This is a genomic window from Pseudoxanthomonas sp. P4_B2, assembly GCF_056402315.1.
The window spans coordinates 665,232-681,753 of sequence record NZ_JBFUHQ010000001.1 but is presented as its reverse complement, the minus strand read 5'-3'; the positions used below and the strand labels follow the sequence as shown (position 1 = coordinate 681,753).

The following is a 16,522-nucleotide window of genomic DNA, read 5'->3' as shown; positions in this document are numbered from 1 at the left end:
GCGCACGGCCGCTTTGGAGCACTGCGCTTGAATCAGAATATCTTGTGGTTGCACGACCTGCGTCTGGCCGATCTGGCCCGGGTGGGCGGCAAGAACTCCTCTTTGGGCGAAATGATCGGCCAGCTCGCCAATCTGGGGGTCTCGGTCCCCGGTGGCTATGCGACCACCTCGGAAGCCTTCAAGGACTTCATCGCCCATAACGACCTGTCCAAGCGCATCTTCGACAAGCTGGCCACGTTGGATGTCGAGGACGTGGACGCGCTGACTGCTGCCGGCAAGGAAATCCGCGACTGGGTGATCGAAGCGCCGCTGCAGCCGCAGCTGGATGCCGATATCCGCACCGCCTACGCCCAACTCGCCGCCGACAACGGCGGCGGCGACATCGCCGTTGCCGTGCGTTCCTCCGCCACTGCCGAAGACCTGCCCGATGCCAGCTTCGCCGGCCAGCAGGAAACCTTCCTCAACGTGACCGGCGCCGATGACGTGGTGCGCAAGGTCAAGGAAGTCTTCGCCAGCCTCTACAACGACCGCGCCATCGCCTACCGTGTGCACCACGGCTTCAAGCACGAGGATGTGTTCCTGTCCGCCGGCGTGCAGCTGATGGTGCGCTCCGATGTGGGCGCTTCTGGCGTGCTGTTCACTCTGGACACCGAATCCGGCTTCCGCGATGTGGTCTTCGTTACTTCCAGCCTGGGCCTGGGCGAGATGGTCGTCCAGGGCGCGGTCAACCCGGACGAGTTCTACGTCTACAAGCCCACCCTGCAAGCCGGCAAGCCGGCCATCCTGCGCCGCTCGCTGGGCAGCAAGCTGTTGCGCATGGTGTATTCGGAACAACCCGGCGAACGCGTCAGGATCGAGGACACGCCGGCCGAGCTGCGCAACAAGTTCTCTATTTCCGACGAAGACGTGCAGGCGCTGTCGAGGCAGGCGCTGACCATCGAAAAGCACTACGGCCGCCCGATGGACATCGAGTGGGCCAAGGATGGCGTCAGCGGCAAGTTGTACATCGTGCAGGCGCGCCCGGAAACGGTGAAGTCGCGGGTCAAGGCGACGCAGATCGAGCGCTATCACTTGCAGGAACGCGGCGAAGTGATTGCCGAAGGCCGCGCCATCGGCCAGAAGATCGGCAGCGGCGTGGCTCGCGTGGTGCGCAGCCTGGCTGACATGAATCGGGTGCAGCCCGGCGACGTGCTGGTGGCCGACATGACCGATCCCGACTGGGAGCCGGTGATGAAGCGGGCCTCGGCCATCGTCACCAACCGCGGCGGCCGCACCTGCCACGCCGCGATCATCGCGCGCGAGCTGGGCGTGCCGGCCGTGGTCGGCACCGGCAATGCGCTGGATCATATCGAGGACGGCAGGGAAATCACCATCAGCTGCGCCGAGGGCGATACCGGTTTCATCTACGGCAGCGCCCTGCCCTTCGAGCGCATCACCACCGACCTCACCGACATGCCCCCCGCCCCGCTCAAGATCATGATGAACGTGGCCAACCCGGAGCGCGCGTTCGATTTCGGACAGTTGCCCAATGCCGGTATCGGTCTGGCGCGATTGGAAATGATCATCGCCAGCCACATTGGCATTCATCCCAATGCGCTGTTGGAATACGACCGCCAGGATGCCGAGACCAAGCGCAAGATCGATGCGAAGACCGCCGGCTATGCCGATCCGGTGAGCTTTTACGTGGATCGGTTGGCCGAAGGCATCGCCACCATCACCGCTTCGGTCGCTCCTAATCCAGTGATCGTGCGCCTGTCGGATTTCAAGTCCAACGAATACGCCAATCTGATCGGCGGCAGCAACTATGAGCCGCACGAAGAGAATCCGATGATCGGCTTCCGCGGCGCAAGCCGTTATGTCGATCCGTCGTTCGAACCTGCGTTCGCGCTGGAGTGCAAGGCGGTGCGCAAGGTCCGCAACGAGATGGGCTTGGACAATCTGTGGGTGATGATCCCGTTCGTGCGTACGCTGGACGAGGGCCGCAAGGTCATCGACGTGCTAGCCAAGCACGGCCTCAAGCGCGGTGAAGACGGCTTGAAGATCATCATGATGTGCGAGGTGCCGTCGAATGCGCTGCTGGCCGACGAGTTCCTGGATATTTTCGATGGCTTCTCCATCGGCTCCAACGATCTGACCCAGCTCACCCTGGGGTTGGATCGCGATTCCAGCATCGTCGCCCACCTGTTCGACGAGCGCGACCCGGCGGTAAAGAAGCTGCTGTCGATGGCCATCAAGAGCGCCAAGGCCAAAGGCAAGTACGTCGGCATCTGCGGACAGGGTCCGTCGGACCATCCCGATCTGGCCGAATGGCTGATGCAGGAAGGCATCGAGTCGGTATCGCTGAATCCCGATACCGTGGTCGATACCTGGCTGCGGCTAGCCAAACTCAAGGCGCAATGATCCAGACGAAAGCACCGGCTGCAGCGCCGCAAGATCTCGTGAAAGACATTCGCGGGATCGACTGGCTGCAACTGTTGGAGACCTGGGGACTCGCGCTGCTAGGCGCTTTGCTGATATTCCTGATCGGCATGTGGCTGGCCAAGCGGCTCAGCGCAGGGCTGGAGCGTGTGCTTGGCCGTGCCCATGTCGACACTACGCTGTCCGGTTTCCTGCGCAACGTTAGTTATGCGGTGATGATGGTGCTGGTGCTGGTGACCGCACTCAGCTCCATCGGCGTGCCGCCTACCTCCATGCTCGCCGTGCTTGGCGCCGCCGGCCTAGGGGTAGGCCTTGCGGTCAAGGATTCGCTGTCCAACATCGCCGCCGGGGTGATGCTGATCATGCTGCGCCCGTTCCGTGACGGCGACAGCGTGCAGATCGCGGGCCTGGAAGGCACCGTGGAAGAGGTCCGCATCTTTCAGACCCGCATGCGTACGGCCGACAACCGTTTGATCATCCTGCCCAACAGCATGATCACCACCGCCCCGATCATCAACTTCACCGCCAAACCCCAGCGCCGTCTCGACGTGCCGTTGACGGTGCGATACCAGGATGATCCGGCACGGGCGAGGGAGATATTGCTGGCCATCGCCACCTCCGATCCTCTGGTCCTGAAGAATCCCGCGCCAGCGGTGGATATCGCGCGATTGGGCGATGGCGGCGTGGACATGACCCTGTTCGCCTGGGCCAAGACCAAGGATGTGGGCGAAGCGAAGAACAGGATCACCGAAGCGGTGCGCAGCCAACTGCTGAGCCAAGGCATGTCTTTGCCTTTACCCCAGCGCGATCTGCATGTGTATCACCACAATGCCGACGGTACGCCGCTGAGCGATATCGTCACCCGCTCGGTTGCCGATGACGGAGGCGCGGTTTCCGCAAAGCCTTCGGCGTAGTAGCGCCGTAGAGCGCGTAGGAACGACGTGAGTCGCAAAAGAAGTTGATCAACGGTTTGCCCTTGGAGCTTTCGCGACTCACGTCGCTCCTACAAGGGTTTCTACCCGGCTAGTTCTGCCAGATGCTTGCGGTAGTGGCGCAACTCGTCGATCGAATCGCGCACGTCGCTGAGCGCGGTATGCGCGGATTGCTTGCGCACCCCTTCCAGTACGTTCGGCGCCCAGCGGCGCGCCAGTTCCTTGAGCGTGCTGACGTCCAGGTTGCGATAGTGGAAATACTTCTCCAGGCGCGGCATCAGCCGATGCAGGAAGCGGCGGTCCTGGCAGATCGAGTTGCCGCACATCGGCGAGGCATTGGCCGGCAGCCATTCGGCCAGGAACGCCACCGTCTGCGCCTCGGCTTGGCCCAGCGTGACCGTGCTTTCGATCACTCGCTTCCACAAACCCGAACGGGTGTGCTGGGCACGGTTCCAGTCGTCCATGGCTTCCAGCACCGCCACGGGATGGGCGATGGCGAATTCGGGGCCTTCGGCCAGCACGTTCAAGTTCGAATCGGTGACCACCGTGGCGATCTCGATGATGGAGTCCTGGCCGGTATCCAGCCCGGTCATTTCCAGGTCGATCCAGATCAGACGGTCGCTATTGGCGTTATTGGCTGGCATGCGGGAGTCTTGGTCCTTGAGGCTGCGCATCGCCGTCGGCGAGCGTGTTTTGCGGAAAGATCGCATTGTGTCGCATCATAACGCAGCTCCCCACGGGCACAGGCCATGCTTCAGAACAGCGACCAGTACGCGCACTACGCCACGCTCACCGCGATGCTGGCGCCGGCCTTCTTCCTGACGGCGACCGCATCGTTGCTGCTGTCGGCCAACAACCGGCTGGCCAGAATCATCGACCGCGCGCGCACCTTGCTGAAGGAGCTGCACACCCTGGACGATCCGCTGCAGCGTGCGCTGTACGAGCAGCGCATCGCATTGCAGCGCCGGCGCAGCCTGATCATCCTGCGCGCAGGCCAACTGCTGTACGGCGCCATCAGCCTGTTCGTCGGTACCAGCCTGGCGGTGGCCGCGGATAACCTGCTGGCGCACCGGCTGGGCATGCTCCCCACGGTGCTCGCGGCATTGGGCGTGCTGGCGATGTTCGCGGCGAGCCTGTTGCTGGCGCGCGAATCTACGCTGGCGGTCAAGGCGGTCAACGAGGAAATGGATCACCGTCATATCGCCAAGCGGGAAGAGGGAACGTCTTCAGTCCAGTAGCGGCTTTCCGCGCTTGGCCCGGAAATAATTGGTCAGGCGCTTGCCGGCTTCTTCGGCAAGCAGGCCCGACCTGACGTCGATGCGGTGGTTATGACGCGAGTCGGCTACCAGATCGAACACGCTGCCGCACGCACCTGTCTTGGGGTCGCTGGCCGCATACACCAATCGCGCTACCCGTGCATGCACCATCGCCATGGCGCACATGGCGCAGGGCTCCAGGGTCACGTAGAGCGTGCATCCGACGAGGCGATGATTACCCAGCTTCTGCCCGGCGCGGCGCATGGCGACGATCTCCGCATGCGCGGTGGGATCGTGTTCGGCGAGATTGCGGTTCCAGCCTTCGCCGAGGATTTTTCCATCGGCGTCCACGAGCACAGCGCCGACGGGAATCTCGTCGTCTTCGCGCTCAGCCCTGTCGGCAAGGGCGAGCGCGTGACGCATCAGGATTTCGTCGTCGAGGAGCATGCGGAGTCCGGTGAAATCATGCAGGTGGCGAGCACCATAGCGTAATCAGCGCCATGACCCGTATCGATGACGGCGGACGGCTCACCAGCGCTGATGTACGTGGGGTTTGATGTCCTCGGCGTAGATTCGCGCGACCTCATGCATCACTTCATCCGGCAAAGACGGCAATCCGGCCGCGGCGACATTTTCCACCGCCTGACGCGGGTTGCGCGCACCCGGAATCACGACGGTCACGGCTTCGAACATCAGGATCCAGCGCAGCGCCAGTTGCGCCATCGTGGCATCACCGGATACCAGTGGACGAATTCGATCCACCGCGGCCAGGCCAACGTCGTAGGGCACGCCGGAAAAAGTTTCCCCGACATCGAAAGCTTCGCCGTTGCGATTGAAGAGGCGGTGGTCGCTGCTTTCGAAGCGGGTGTCGCGGTTGAACTTGCCGCTGAGCAAACCGCTGGCCAACGGTACGCGAGCGATGATCGCGACATTCTTTTCCTGCGCCTGGCGAAAAAGAAGCTCGGCAGGACGCATCCGGAACGGGTTGAAGACGATCTGTACGCTGACCACGCCCGGGTATTCGATCGCCTTCAACGCTTCCTCGACCCGCTCGACACTGACGCCGTAGTGACGGATCTTGCCCTGCCCGACCATCCGCTCCATCCGTTCGAACACTTCCGGGCGGTAATAGAGATCGGTCGGCGGACAATGCAGTTGGACCAGATCGAGAGCTTCGGTTTGCAGGTTTTTCAGGCTACGGTCGATGAAGGCCGTCAGGTTTTCCTCGCTGTACCCTGCCACCGTCTGCTGCGGCAGACGCCGTCCGGCCTTGGTGGCCACGAACGGACGCTCGCCGCCCCTGGCCTTCAGCGCCCGCGCGATCAGTTGCTCGGAATGACCGTCTCCATACACGTCGGCGGTATCGATGAAATCGACGCCGGCATCCAGTGCCGCATGTAGCGCAGCGATAGCCTCGTCGTCGTTGACCTGACCCCACGCGTCGCCGATAGCCCAGGCGCCAAACCCGATTTCCCTGATGGAGCGACCGGTGCGGCCGAAGACTCTATCGCGCATCTGTTTGCCCTGGATATTTGCGGGTGCGGACCACTTAGAAGGCTCCGATCGTGGCGCTCATTCCCACTCGATGGTGGCGGGCGGCTTTCCACTTATGTCATAAACCACACGCGAAATACCGCGTAACTCATTGATAATTCTATTAGAAACAGCACCCAAAAACTCGTAGGGCAAGTGCGCCCAATGCGCGGTCATGAAGTCGATGGTTTCCACCGCGCGAAGCGCGATCACCCACTCGTAAGCGCGCGCGTCGCCGACTACGCCCACCGACTTCACCGGTAGGAATACGGCGAAGGCCTGGCTGGTCTTGTCGTACAGATCGGCCTTGCGCAATTCTTCGATGAAGATGGCGTCGGCCTGCGCCAGCAGTTCGGCGTACTCGCGCTTCACTTCGCCCAGGATGCGCACGCCCAGACCCGGGCCCGGGAACGGATGGCGGTAGACCATGGAGCGCGGCAGGCCGAGTTCGACGCCCAAGCGGCGCACCTCGTCCTTGAACAATTCGCGCAGGGGCTCCACCAAGCCCATCTTCATGTGTTCCGGCAGGCCGCCCACGTTGTGGTGGCTCTTGATCACATGCGCCTTGCCGGTCTTGCTGCCGGCCGATTCGATGACGTCCGGGTAGATCGTGCCTTGCGCCAGCCATTTCGCGTTGGCCAGCTTGCCGGACTCCTCGTCGAAGATCTCGACGAACAGATTGCCGATGATTTTGCGCTTGGCTTCCGGATCGGCGACTCCTTCGAGCGCCTTGAAATAGCGGTCGGCGGCATTGACGCGGATGACCTTGACGCCCATATGCTCGGCGAACATCGCCATCACTTGGTCGCCTTCGTTCCGGCGCAACAATCCGGTGTCGACGAATACGCAAGTCAGCTTGTCGCCGATGGCCTGATGCAGCAGCGCGGCGACCACGGAGGAATCCACTCCACCAGACAAACCGAGGATGACTTCATCGCTACCGACCTGCTCGCGTACGCGCGCGATCTGGTCGTCGATGATGTTGGCGGCTGTCCACAAGGTCTTGCAACCGCAGATATCGACCACGAACCGGCGTAGCAGCGCCTCGCCCTGGCGGGTGTGAGTGACTTCCGGGTGGAACTGCACGCCGTACCAGCGCTTGTCCTCATTGGACATGGCCGCGACGGGGATGCGGTCGGTCACTGCAGTGATGGTGAAGCCGGGAGGCGCCTTCGACACATGGTCGCCATGGCTCATCCACACATCCAGGCGCGGCGTCTTGCTTGGATGGTCGTTGAGGCCGGCGAACAAAGTATCCGGCGCGATGACCTCCACTTCCGCGTGCCCGAACTCGCGCGCATCCGCCGCTTCGGTCGCGCCGCCCAACTGCGCAGCCAGGGTTTGCATGCCGTAGCAGATGCCGAGGATCGGCAGTCCGGAATCGAATACCTGCTGCGGCGCGACAGGTGCGCCGTGCTCGGTCGTCGATTCGGGGCCGCCCGACAGGATGATGCCCTTGGCGCCGTAGGCCGCGATCTCGGTCGGATCGTGGTCCCACGCCCAGATTTCGCAATACACGCCGATCTCGCGGATGCGTCGCGCGATCAACTGCGTGTATTGCGCGCCGAAGTCGAGAATGAGGATTTTGTCGCTATGTAGATCGGTCATCGCGTATTCCACATAAAACGGTCGATCAAGAAAACGCCCAAGAATGCGACGGCCGTGAATATCAAGCTTTCAATCCAGCCAAACGAAAGCCGATCCTCCAAGCCAGCATGCTGACCCGCTGGAAAGGACGACCATGCGTCGAAACCAACCGTAGCAAACAGGAGGTAGACGAAGAAGCTGGGTATCGCGCTGGCCAGAACCAATCTCAACCAGCGCCGCCTGACGAAAGACCTAAACAGCAAAAGGCTGGGGATGAAAAATATTGGCGCAACAACAAGGATCAGGCACACATAAAGCAACAAGGAGCCCCATTCCTGCATGGTTATCCCATCCGATAGTTGGGCGGCTCTTTGGTGATCTGCACATCGTGCACATGGCTTTCCCGCTGGCCGGCACCGGTGATGGTCACGAAACTGGGCTTCTTCTGCATGTCGTCGATGGTGGCGCAGCCCACATAACCCATGGTGGCGCGCAGTCCACCGACCAGCTGGTGGATGATGTTGCCGACCGACCCGCGATACGGCACGCGGCCTTCGATGCCTTCGGGCACCAGCTTGTCGGCGTCGCTCGCATCCTGGAAGTAACGGTCCTTGCTGCCCTTTTCCATCGCGCCCAAGCTGCCCATGCCACGATAGCTCTTGTAGCTGCGGCCTTGGAACAATTCGACTTCGCCCGGCGCTTCCTCGGTGCCGGCGAACAAGCCGCCGATCATGACCGTGGCAGCGCCCGCCACGATCGCCTTGCCGATGTCGCCCGAATAACGGATACCGCCGTCGGCGATCAGCGGAATGCGGTCTTGCAAGGCTTCGGCCACCATCGACACGGCCGTGATCTGTGGCACGCCGACGCCTGCGACCATACGTGTGGTGCAGATGGAACCCGGACCCACGCCGACCTTGACCGCGTCTGCGCCGGCATCCATCAACGCCAGTGCCGCATCGCCGGTAACGATGTTGCCGCCGATCACCTGCAACTGCGGGAAACGCTTCTTGATCCAAGCCACGCGATCCAGCACGCCTTGCGAATGACCGTGCGCCGTATCTACGATGACCACGTCCACACCGGCGGCCACCAGCGCTTCCACGCGCTGATCGGTATCGCCACCCACACCCAATGCAGCGCCGACCAGCAAGCGCGTGGCGCTGTCCTTGGCGGCGTTGGGGTTGTCGGTCTTCTTCTGGATGTCCTTGACCGTGATCAGGCCGCGCAACTCGAAGTTGTCGTTGACCACCAGGACCTTCTCGATGCGGTGTTTGTGCAGCAGCTGCACTACTTCGCCATCGCTGGCGCCTTCGCGCACGGTGACCAGGCGATCCTTCTTGGTCATGATGTGGCGGACCGGATCGTCCAGCTTGGCTTCGAAGCGCATGTCGCGGCTGGTGACGATGCCCAGCAGCTGACCGCCCTCCACCACCGGCACGCCGGAGATGTTGCGCGCCCGGGTCAGGGCCAGCACGTCGCCGATGGTGGTCTCCGGACCCACGGTGAAGGGGTCCTTGATGACGCCGGCCTCGAATTTCTTGACCTTGGCCACTTCGGCCGCCTGCTGCTCGACGGTGAGATTCTTGTGGATGATGCCGATGCCGCCCAGCTGGGCCATGGCGATGGCCAGGCGGGCTTCGGTAACGGTATCCATGGCGGCGGAGACGATCGGCAGTTTCAACCGCAGGTCGCGCGTCAGGCGCGTGCCGAGGTCGACATCCTTGGGCAAAACAAGGGAGTGCGCGGGGACGAGGGAAACGTCGTCGTAGGTGAGAGCTTCAGCCTGGATGCGTAGCATCGGCGGACCCGTTTGGTGGGGAAGCGCGTAATTGTACTATTTCAGCGGCTGAAATGTCCCGATGTGGGTGCCGCAACGAAGCGTTGCGTGGGAATTCTCAGTGCACGGCAGGGCAGCAGCGCTTCCCTTCTCCCCTCGGGAGAAGGTGCCCGTAGAGCCTGCCCCGTACTTGATACGGGGGCGGATGAGCGTGCGGCGAAGTCATGGACGTCTGAACCATCCCCGCTCCGCCGTACCCTCACCCCAACCCCTCTCAGCCTTGCACACCCGTCGGGCGCCGCCGGGAGAGGGGCTTTAAGTAGCTGCCTCGGCCGCTTCCAACGTGTTCTGCATCAGCGTGGCTACCGTCATCGGCCCTACTCCTCCTGGAACCGGGGTGATCCAGCTGGCTCGCCTGGCGGCGGCTTCGAAACCCACGTCGCCGACCAGACTGCCGTCCTCCAGCCGATTGATGCCCACGTCGATGACCACCGATCCTGGTTTGACCCATTCCCCCGGAATCAGCCCAGGACGGCCGGCGGCCACCACCAGAATGTCCGCGTCGCGTACCCGCGCCTCCAGCACCGCGGCGGGGGTGAACTTGTGGCAGCTGGTCACCGTGCAACCCGCGATCAGCAGTTCCAGCGCCATCGGCCGGCCCACATGGTTGCTGACGCCGACGATCGTCGCGTTCTGCCCGCGCACCGGCTTGTCGGTATAGCCCAGCAGCGTGGTGATGCCGCGCGGCGTGCATGGGCGTAGACCGAATTCGCGCAGAGCCAGGTGACCGACGTTCTCGGGATGGAAGCCATCCACGTCTTTGCGCGGGTCGATGCGGTGGATCAAGCGGCTGGCGTCGGCAATGCCGGGTAGCGGCAGCTGCACCAGAATGCCGTGGACCGTGGGGTCGGCGTTGAGCCGATCGATCAGGGCCAGCAGTTCGCGCTCGGACGTCCCCGCCGGCAGGTCGTGGTCGAAGGCCTCGATGCCCACCTTCTCCGCCGCACGGCGCTTGTTGCGCACATAGACAGTGGAAGCGGGGTCGCCCCCCACCAACACCACCGCCAGGCCAGGACGCGGCAGGCCTGCGGCGACGCGGAGGTCGACCTTGGCCTTGAGTTCGTCGAGCAGGTTCTCGGCGATGCGGCGGCCGTCGAGGATGCGGGCGGTAGGGGCGCTGGAGGAAACTGGGGTCATTAGGGCCTAGGCGCGGGTGTAAAGTCGTTGGACCCTATTGTCCCCGATTCAGCCATGTCCGACACCACCGAACTCGAAGCCGCCGCCTTCCGCCGACTGCTGCAGCATCTCAACGTCGAACGCAGCGATGTGCAGAACATCGACCTGATGATCCTGGCCGGCTTCTGCCGCAACTGCCTGTCCGACTGGTACCGCGAAGCGGCCGAAGCCGCCGGCCAGCCGATGAGCAAGGACGAAGCGCGCGAACGCGTGTACGGCATGCCGTTCGCGGAATGGAAGGCGAAGTTCCAGCAGGACGCCACCCCGGAGCAACTGGCCGCATTCGCCCAGGCGCAGCGGCGTCACGGCTGATGGGAATGCTGAAGAAGTCGCTATTCGGAATCGCCGCGCTGCCCGTACTCGCCTACAGCGGCATCTGCGCCCTGCTCTTCTTCAAACAGCGCGAGCTGATCTATTACCCAGGCGAGACGCAGATAGCCGCGCAGGAGACGGACTTCAGTCTCGTACACGACGGAGTCACCTTGCGCGGCTGGCGATTGAATCCCGGAAAAACCAGGGCGGTCATCTACTTCGGCGGCAATGCCGAACGGCTGGAGATGTCGCGCGCGGAATTCTCCGAGCTGTTTCCCGACCGCACGGTCTACCTGGTCTCCTATCGCGGCTACGGCGCAAGCGAAGGCAAGCCGGACCAGGCCGCCCTGTTCGGCGATGCGCTGGCGCTTTACGACGAAGTGAGCGACCAGCACTCGGCTGCCGTCGCCGTCGTTGGCCGTAGCCTGGGCAGTGGCGTAGCCAGCTATGTCGCCTCGCGCAGGCCAGTGGAAAGAGTGGCGCTGGTGACCCCGTTCGACAACCTCGCGGCGGTGGCGCAGTCTCACTATCCGCTGTTTCCCGTGCGCTGGTTCGTGCGCGACAGCTACGATTCCGTCCGTTACCTGGCCCAATACCGCGGCCCCTTGCTGGTGCTGCGCGCCGGCCGCGATGAAGTGATTCCACCGGCCAATACGGACAAGTTGCTGGCTTCGCTGGCAGGTGGGCGGCGGGTGATCGACTTTCCGCAGGCCGGCCACAACGATATTTCGGATGATCCGCGCTACGCAGAAGCCTTGCGCGATTTCCTGCGTTAGCCGGTACGCGAGTCCAGATCCGGGCTCTTGATCACTTCCGCCGTCTCTTCGTTCAAGGCCTGTCCTTCACGTTTGGGCGTGGTGAACGGCGTGGGTTTGGGCTTGGAAGCGTTGCCCAGCATCAAGGGTGCGCCGGCCCGAACATCCCCGGCCGCCATTTCCAGCTCAAAACGCTCGGCATCCCGGCGGCGGATCTCGGTGGCGATGCGCTCGGCTTCTTCTTGCGCGACCCCCAGCTCGAGCAGCGCGGCGGCGCCGAACTCAACGGCCGATTCGAACGTCTCGCGGATCTGGAAATCCACACCGGCATTGATCAACTCCAGCGAATGCTCGCGGTCGTACGAACGCACCAGCAGGCGCGCCTGCGAAAATTCCGCCTTGGCCAGTTCGACGATACGGTTGGCGGCGACGCGGTCGTCGATGCAGACCGCGATCGCACGCGCCTTGTCGGCGCCCGACGAATGCAGCACGTCCAACCGCGTGCCGTCGCCGTAATAGATCTTGAAGCCGAACTCTTCGGCGCTGCGGATCATCTCGATATCGGTGTCGATGATGGTCACGTCCACATCGCGGGCCAGCAACGACTGGCTCATGACCTGGCCGAAACGGCCGAAACCGATGATCAGCACACTGCCGCTGAGCCCGCGTGCCTCGTCGATGCCTTCCAGCGATTCCTGGACCTTCGGCGTCAGGCGTTTGAGCGCGATCACGAACAACGGCGTCAGCACCATCGATAGAACCACGATGGCGGTGAGGTTGGCATTGACCGTGGCATCGATGACACGGACCGCGGCTGCCGCGGAGAACAGCACGAAGGCGAATTCGCCACCCTGCGCCATCAGCACGGCACGATCTAGCGCTTCCCAATGCGGGCTGCGGGTCGCACGCGCCGCCACATAGATGCACAGCGCTTTCACGGCCATCATCGCCAGCACGCCGGATACGATCAGCGGCCAGTTGCTCGCCACCACAGCCAAGTCCAGCGACATGCCCACGCTGAGGAAGAACAGGCCAAGCAGAATGCCGCGGAAGGGTTCGATATCCGCTTCGATCTGATGCCGGAACGTGGATTCGGACAGCAGCACGCCGGCCAGGAATGCGCCCATCGCCATCGACAAGCCACCGACTTGCATCAACAGCGCCGAACCCAGCACCACCAGCAGCGCTGCTGCCGTCATCACTTCGCGCGCTTTGGCGGAGGCGAGGATCCGAAACAAAGGATTGAGCAACCAGATGCCCGCCGCGATAAGCCCCGCAAGGCTGGCCACACCGATGCCGACGCTGATCCATCGGGAGCCATCCGCGTGGTCCGGCACCACCGGCGACATGAAGGCGACGACCGCGAGCAGCGGCACGATCAGCAGGTCTTCGAACAGCAGCACCGACACGATCTTCTGTCCGCGCGGCAGCGCGATGTCGCCGCGTTCGCCTAGCAATTGCATAACGATAGCCGTCGACGTGAGCACGAAACCCGCCGCGCCGACGAACGACACCGGCGCGCTGAACCCGTAAGCCAGGCCGACTCCCGTCAACGCGACCGTGCACACCGCGATCTGTAGGCTACCCAACCCGAAGATCTGCCGACGCAGACTCCACAGATGCGAAGGCTGCATCTCCAGCCCGATGACGAACAGGAACATCACCACGCCCAACTCGGCCACATGCAGAATGGATTGCGGGTCGGAGAACCAGCCGAAACCGAAAGGACCGATCAGCAAGCCCGCCGCCAGATAGCCCAGCACCGAGCCCAGGCCCAAGCGCCGGAAGATGGGTACGGCCACCACGGCTGCACCCAACAGGGCGACGACCTTGATCAGATCACTGGAGACGGCTTCGGTGGCCAAACTGGATTTCCTGCGGCGGGCATTACAGGTTAACCGCTGCCAGCCGTGATTCCGAGCGCGGGGCGCTGAAGCTTTATCGCTGCGTGCGCGGCAGCCGACGCAGGGCGATGCTTTCCCAGCCGGCGACCAGCACCATCACGCCGGTAGTGGCGGCTCCCAGAGCCAATGCGGACAACTGATGGGCAAATGCGAAGGGCATCACCATCGCCAGGAGCGAAAGCCCGGCCAGATGCGACAGCGGGGGCAGCTTACGGTCGTTCAATGTCCATTTGAACAAGGCATTTCCCAGCAGATACAGCGCCGGACCGGCAAGGATGACGGCGACGCCCATTGTCTCGGCGTGCGCCGGATGCACCAGTACGATTTCATCGGCCACGGCGCAAACGATAACGCCGGCAACGATCAACAGATGGACGTAGGTGTAGGCGAGCCGAGCGATGCGCCCGGGATCGTCGGATTGCGCGATGCGGTGGCTGGCGCGTTCGGCAGCAGTATCGAAGTACATCCACCACATCGCGACGCTTCCCAGGAAAGAAACCAGGAAAGCGGCCGCCGTGACGCCATTGCCAGGCAGTCCGGTAAAAGTCGCCCCGGTCACCAGAATCGATTCGCCCAGCGCGATGATCACGAATAGTCCGCAGCGTTCGGCCAGGTGGCCGCCGTCCACATCCCATTCGGCCGTGAGCGAATGCCTCAGTCCCGGTACCCAAAAGGCGACCGATGGCGACACGTATTCGATGGCGATTGCCAGCAGCCACAAACCGGTGCGCAACCCACCTTGCTCGAAGCCACCCCAGACCCAAAACACTCCGGAAGCCAGGAACCAGACCAGGATGCGCAGAAAATTGCGCTGTTGCGCGGCCCCCTCCCCACGCAATGCCCAGAGCATGAACAAATTGCGGCCTACCTGCATCGCTGCAAAAGTGCAGGCGAACAGCAGGCCTTTTTCGCCGAACGCTTCCGGTATGGAAGACGACATCAATAGCCCGCCCGACATCAGCGCGAACAGCATGACCCGCACCGGCACCTTTTCCGGATCCAACCAGTTGGTGACCCACGAGGTGAATATCCACAACCACCACACCGCCATTAGCAGCATCAGCGTATGCAGCGCGCCGGTCGGAGTCAGATGCGCCAACAGGCCGTGCGACAACTGGGTGACGGCGAAAACGAACACTAGGTCGAAGAACAACTCGACCATGGAAACCTTGCCGCTGTCGTGCTGGCCACGCCTGCGCAACAACGAACGGGAATGGGTGTTCATCCTGGCGATCTTCCTGCCGAACCGCCGCCGGGCCTCAACGGCCGCGGCCCTTCCACGCCAGTATCCATGCGCCAAGCACGGGAATGGCGAAGATGCCTATCTGGATGGGCAATTCTTCCTGCAGCGAATAGCCATGCGACATGCCGGTGTACAGGTTCCACAACGTCGCCAACAACCAGACGGCAGTGAATAGCCAAGCGGTGGTGGTGCGCTTGGCGGGCTTGGTCAGCCACATAGCCAGTGACATGAACACCAGACCGATCACGATGAAGATAAGGGTACGCATGGTCTACTTCCTGGATTAGGCGTAAGCGCTACAGTTCCCGCCATACCGCCGACGGTATGGCGGGAACGCGATCAACAGTATCGGATTTCTTCCCGCACCGAGTACCCCGCGCATTTCGGCCCGGTCCCTCGCCCAATCAGGCTCCGCAGAATTTCTGGTAATCGATATAACCGGGGAACGGTTTGCCCGGTGCACAAACCCCGCACTCCGGATCCGGCCGCAGCCGCATTTCACGGAAGCGCATCGCCAGCGCATCGAAATGCAGCAGGCGTCCGCTCAGCGGTTCGCCGATGCCAAGCAATAGTTTGATGGCCTCGGTGGCCTGCAGCAGCCCGATCACGCCAGGCAATACGCCCAGCACGCCGGCCTCGGCGCAATTGGGCGCGAACTCCGCTGCCGGCGGCTCAGGGAACAGGCAGCGGTAGCACGGCGCCTGCCCCCGATGGCGTCCGGCATCGAACACGCTGACCTGCCCTTCGAAACGCTGCACCGCGCCGTACACCAGCGGTTTTCCCAGTTTCACGCAGGCGTCGTTGAGCAGATAACGCGCTGGAAAATTGTCGGCACCGTCGATCACCACGTCCACGTCCGCCAGCAGGCGCTCGACATTGCTGGCGGTGACGCGCTCGGCGATCGCTTCCAGTCGCGTGCGTGGATTCAATGCGGACAGCGCCGTCTGCGCCGAAGCGACTTTCGCTTCGCCGATCCGCGCTTCGGTGTGCAGGATCTGGCGCTGAAGGTTGCTGCGGTCCACCACATCGTCATCGGCGATGCGCAAATGGCCGACTCCCGCCGCGGCCAGATAGAACGCAGCCGGAGACCCCAGCCCGCCGGCGCCGATCATAAGTACCCGCGAAGCCTCCAGCTTGCGCTGTCCGTCCACGCCGACTTCCGGCAGGCGCAGATGGCGCGAATAACGATCCATGAAATCGGCATCGTCCGCATCCAGCTGCGGCTTGACCATCGGCAACCCTTCGGAGATCCAGCGCGTGGTCCCCCCGGCGACCGAAGACAGATTCCGATATCCGGCCTCGCTGAGGAAAGCGGCCGATTGCATCGAGCGCGCGCCGCTCTGGCAGATCAGCAGGATCTCCGTAGCCCGTTCCGGCAGATGCAGACCAGGATCGGCTTCGAGTTCGCCTTTGGCGATGCCCAACGAACCTTCGGCCTGCCCGCCGGCGCGTTCATGGGCTTCGCGGACATCGATCAGTACCGCGCCATGCGCCTGACGCTGACGGGCTTGTGCGGGGGTGATTTCGGAAATAGACATGGAAGGATTATCGCGCTGTTTTTGCTTC

At 63.0% G+C, this 16,522-nt stretch carries 15 protein-coding genes and 1 pseudogene; 5 read left to right on the top strand and 11 right to left on the bottom strand.

Annotation, left to right across the window (positions count from 1 at the left end; all coding sequences use genetic code 11):
* The first annotated feature begins 27 nt into the window (after positions 1–27).
* Positions 28–2,400, top strand: coding sequence for a phosphoenolpyruvate synthase (ppsA, locus tag AC1DTQ_RS03050; RefSeq protein WP_477847853.1), 2,373 nt, complete (start codon positions 28–30; stop codon positions 2,398–2,400).
* Positions 2,397–3,332 carry a mechanosensitive ion channel family protein gene (locus tag AC1DTQ_RS03045; RefSeq protein ID WP_477847851.1) on the top strand — a complete coding sequence of 312 codons (936 nt, stop codon included), beginning with the start codon at positions 2,397–2,399 and terminating at the stop codon, positions 3,330–3,332. Before ppsA ends, AC1DTQ_RS03045 begins: the two co-directional genes overlap by 4 nt.
* 101 nt (positions 3,333–3,433) lie before the next feature.
* Here the strand turns inward: AC1DTQ_RS03045 and orn are convergent, their stop codons facing one another.
* Positions 3,434–3,994, bottom strand: coding sequence for an oligoribonuclease (gene orn, locus AC1DTQ_RS03040; protein WP_477847849.1), 561 nt, complete (start codon positions 3,992–3,994; stop codon positions 3,434–3,436).
* 105 nt (positions 3,995–4,099) lie between these two features.
* On the opposite strand from orn, the gene AC1DTQ_RS03035 reads away from it, so the two are divergent.
* Complete coding sequence (locus tag AC1DTQ_RS03035; protein WP_477847847.1) at positions 4,100–4,588, top strand: DUF2721 domain-containing protein; 489 nt, start codon at positions 4,100–4,102, stop codon at positions 4,586–4,588.
* On the opposite strand, the gene tadA is transcribed toward AC1DTQ_RS03035, so the two are convergent.
* The 6 genes from tadA to folD form a co-directional block, all read right to left on the bottom strand.
* Complete coding sequence (gene tadA, locus AC1DTQ_RS03030; protein ID WP_477847845.1) at positions 4,577–5,053, bottom strand: tRNA adenosine(34) deaminase TadA; 477 nt, start codon at positions 5,051–5,053, stop codon at positions 4,577–4,579. The two genes, AC1DTQ_RS03035 and tadA, sit on opposite strands and share 12 nt — an antisense overlap.
* Before the next feature lie 81 nt (positions 5,054–5,134).
* A complete protein-coding gene (locus AC1DTQ_RS03025; protein WP_477847843.1) occupies positions 5,135–6,121 on the bottom strand; it encodes an aldo/keto reductase in 987 nt (328 codons plus the stop codon).
* 57 nt (positions 6,122–6,178) lie between these two features.
* On the bottom strand, positions 6,179–7,747 hold the full coding sequence (gene guaA, locus AC1DTQ_RS03020; RefSeq protein WP_477847841.1) for a glutamine-hydrolyzing GMP synthase: 1,569 nt from the start codon (positions 7,745–7,747) through the stop codon (positions 6,179–6,181).
* Positions 7,744–8,067: a hypothetical protein gene (locus AC1DTQ_RS03015; RefSeq protein WP_477847839.1), complete on the bottom strand. Its 324-nt coding sequence runs from the start codon at positions 8,065–8,067 to the stop codon at positions 7,744–7,746. Before AC1DTQ_RS03015 ends, guaA begins: the two co-directional genes overlap by 4 nt.
* Positions 8,068–8,069: 2 nt before the next feature.
* The gene (gene guaB, locus AC1DTQ_RS03010) at positions 8,070–9,527 is read right to left on the bottom strand and encodes an IMP dehydrogenase (protein ID WP_477847837.1); all 1,458 of its coding nucleotides are present in this window, start codon (positions 9,525–9,527) and stop codon (positions 8,070–8,072) included.
* A gap of 294 nt (positions 9,528–9,821) precedes the next feature.
* Complete coding sequence (gene folD / locus AC1DTQ_RS03005; protein WP_477847835.1) at positions 9,822–10,703, bottom strand: bifunctional methylenetetrahydrofolate dehydrogenase/methenyltetrahydrofolate cyclohydrolase FolD; 882 nt, start codon at positions 10,701–10,703, stop codon at positions 9,822–9,824.
* 54 nt (positions 10,704–10,757) lie between these two features.
* On the opposite strand from folD, the gene AC1DTQ_RS03000 reads away from it, so the two are divergent.
* Positions 10,758–11,054 (top strand): DUF1244 domain-containing protein, encoded by a 297-nt coding sequence (locus AC1DTQ_RS03000; RefSeq protein ID WP_310090599.1) that lies wholly within the window; start codon positions 10,758–10,760, stop codon positions 11,052–11,054.
* Positions 11,055–11,059: 5 nt separating this feature from the next.
* Positions 11,060–11,830: an alpha/beta hydrolase gene (locus AC1DTQ_RS02995; RefSeq protein ID WP_477847833.1), complete on the top strand. Its 771-nt coding sequence runs from the start codon at positions 11,060–11,062 to the stop codon at positions 11,828–11,830.
* On the opposite strand, the gene AC1DTQ_RS02990 is transcribed toward AC1DTQ_RS02995, so the two are convergent.
* The 4 genes and pseudogenes from AC1DTQ_RS02990 to moeB form a co-directional block, all read right to left on the bottom strand.
* Positions 11,827–13,674, bottom strand: coding sequence for a monovalent cation:proton antiporter-2 (CPA2) family protein (locus tag AC1DTQ_RS02990; RefSeq protein ID WP_477847831.1), 1,848 nt, complete (start codon positions 13,672–13,674; stop codon positions 11,827–11,829). The genes AC1DTQ_RS02995 and AC1DTQ_RS02990 overlap by 4 nt on opposite strands.
* Positions 13,675–13,747: 73 nt before the next feature.
* Positions 13,748–14,938 carry a low temperature requirement protein A gene (locus AC1DTQ_RS02985; RefSeq protein ID WP_477847829.1) on the bottom strand — a complete coding sequence of 397 codons (1,191 nt, stop codon included), beginning with the start codon at positions 14,936–14,938 and terminating at the stop codon, positions 13,748–13,750.
* Between the two features lie 34 nt (positions 14,939–14,972).
* The gene (locus AC1DTQ_RS02980; RefSeq protein ID WP_477847827.1) at positions 14,973–15,224 is read right to left on the bottom strand and encodes a hypothetical protein; all 252 of its coding nucleotides are present in this window, start codon (positions 15,222–15,224) and stop codon (positions 14,973–14,975) included.
* 136 nt (positions 15,225–15,360) lie between these two features.
* Positions 15,361–16,509: pseudogene (gene moeB, locus AC1DTQ_RS02975) on the bottom strand (molybdopterin-synthase adenylyltransferase MoeB); the annotation flags it as partial.
* Between the last annotated feature and the right edge of the window lie 13 nt (positions 16,510–16,522).

Bases quoted from the DNA above. Each gene is read 5' to 3' on its own strand.
- AC1DTQ_RS03045 (WP_477847851.1), top strand. From the start codon at position 2,397: ATGATCCAGACGAAAGCACCGGCTGCAGCGCCGCAAGATCTCGTGAAA.
- orn (WP_477847849.1), bottom strand. From the start codon at position 3,994: ATGCCAGCCAATAACGCCAATAGCGACCGTCTGATCTGGATCGACCTG.
- AC1DTQ_RS03035 (WP_477847847.1), top strand. From the start codon at position 4,100: ATGCTTCAGAACAGCGACCAGTACGCGCACTACGCCACGCTCACCGCG.
- tadA (WP_477847845.1), bottom strand. From the start codon at position 5,053: ATGCTCCTCGACGACGAAATCCTGATGCGTCACGCGCTCGCCCTTGCC.
- AC1DTQ_RS03025 (WP_477847843.1), bottom strand. From the start codon at position 6,121: ATGCGCGATAGAGTCTTCGGCCGCACCGGTCGCTCCATCAGGGAAATC.
- guaA (WP_477847841.1), bottom strand. From the start codon at position 7,747: ATGACCGATCTACATAGCGACAAAATCCTCATTCTCGACTTCGGCGCG.
- AC1DTQ_RS03015 (WP_477847839.1), bottom strand. From the start codon at position 8,067: ATGCAGGAATGGGGCTCCTTGTTGCTTTATGTGTGCCTGATCCTTGTT.
- guaB (WP_477847837.1), bottom strand. From the start codon at position 9,527: ATGCTACGCATCCAGGCTGAAGCTCTCACCTACGACGACGTTTCCCTC.
- folD (WP_477847835.1), bottom strand. From the start codon at position 10,703: ATGACCCCAGTTTCCTCCAGCGCCCCTACCGCCCGCATCCTCGACGGC.
- AC1DTQ_RS03000 (WP_310090599.1), top strand. From the start codon at position 10,758: ATGTCCGACACCACCGAACTCGAAGCCGCCGCCTTCCGCCGACTGCTG.
- AC1DTQ_RS02995 (WP_477847833.1), top strand. From the start codon at position 11,060: ATGCTGAAGAAGTCGCTATTCGGAATCGCCGCGCTGCCCGTACTCGCC.
- AC1DTQ_RS02985 (WP_477847829.1), bottom strand. From the start codon at position 14,938: ATGAACACCCATTCCCGTTCGTTGTTGCGCAGGCGTGGCCAGCACGAC.
- AC1DTQ_RS02980 (WP_477847827.1), bottom strand. From the start codon at position 15,224: ATGCGTACCCTTATCTTCATCGTGATCGGTCTGGTGTTCATGTCACTG.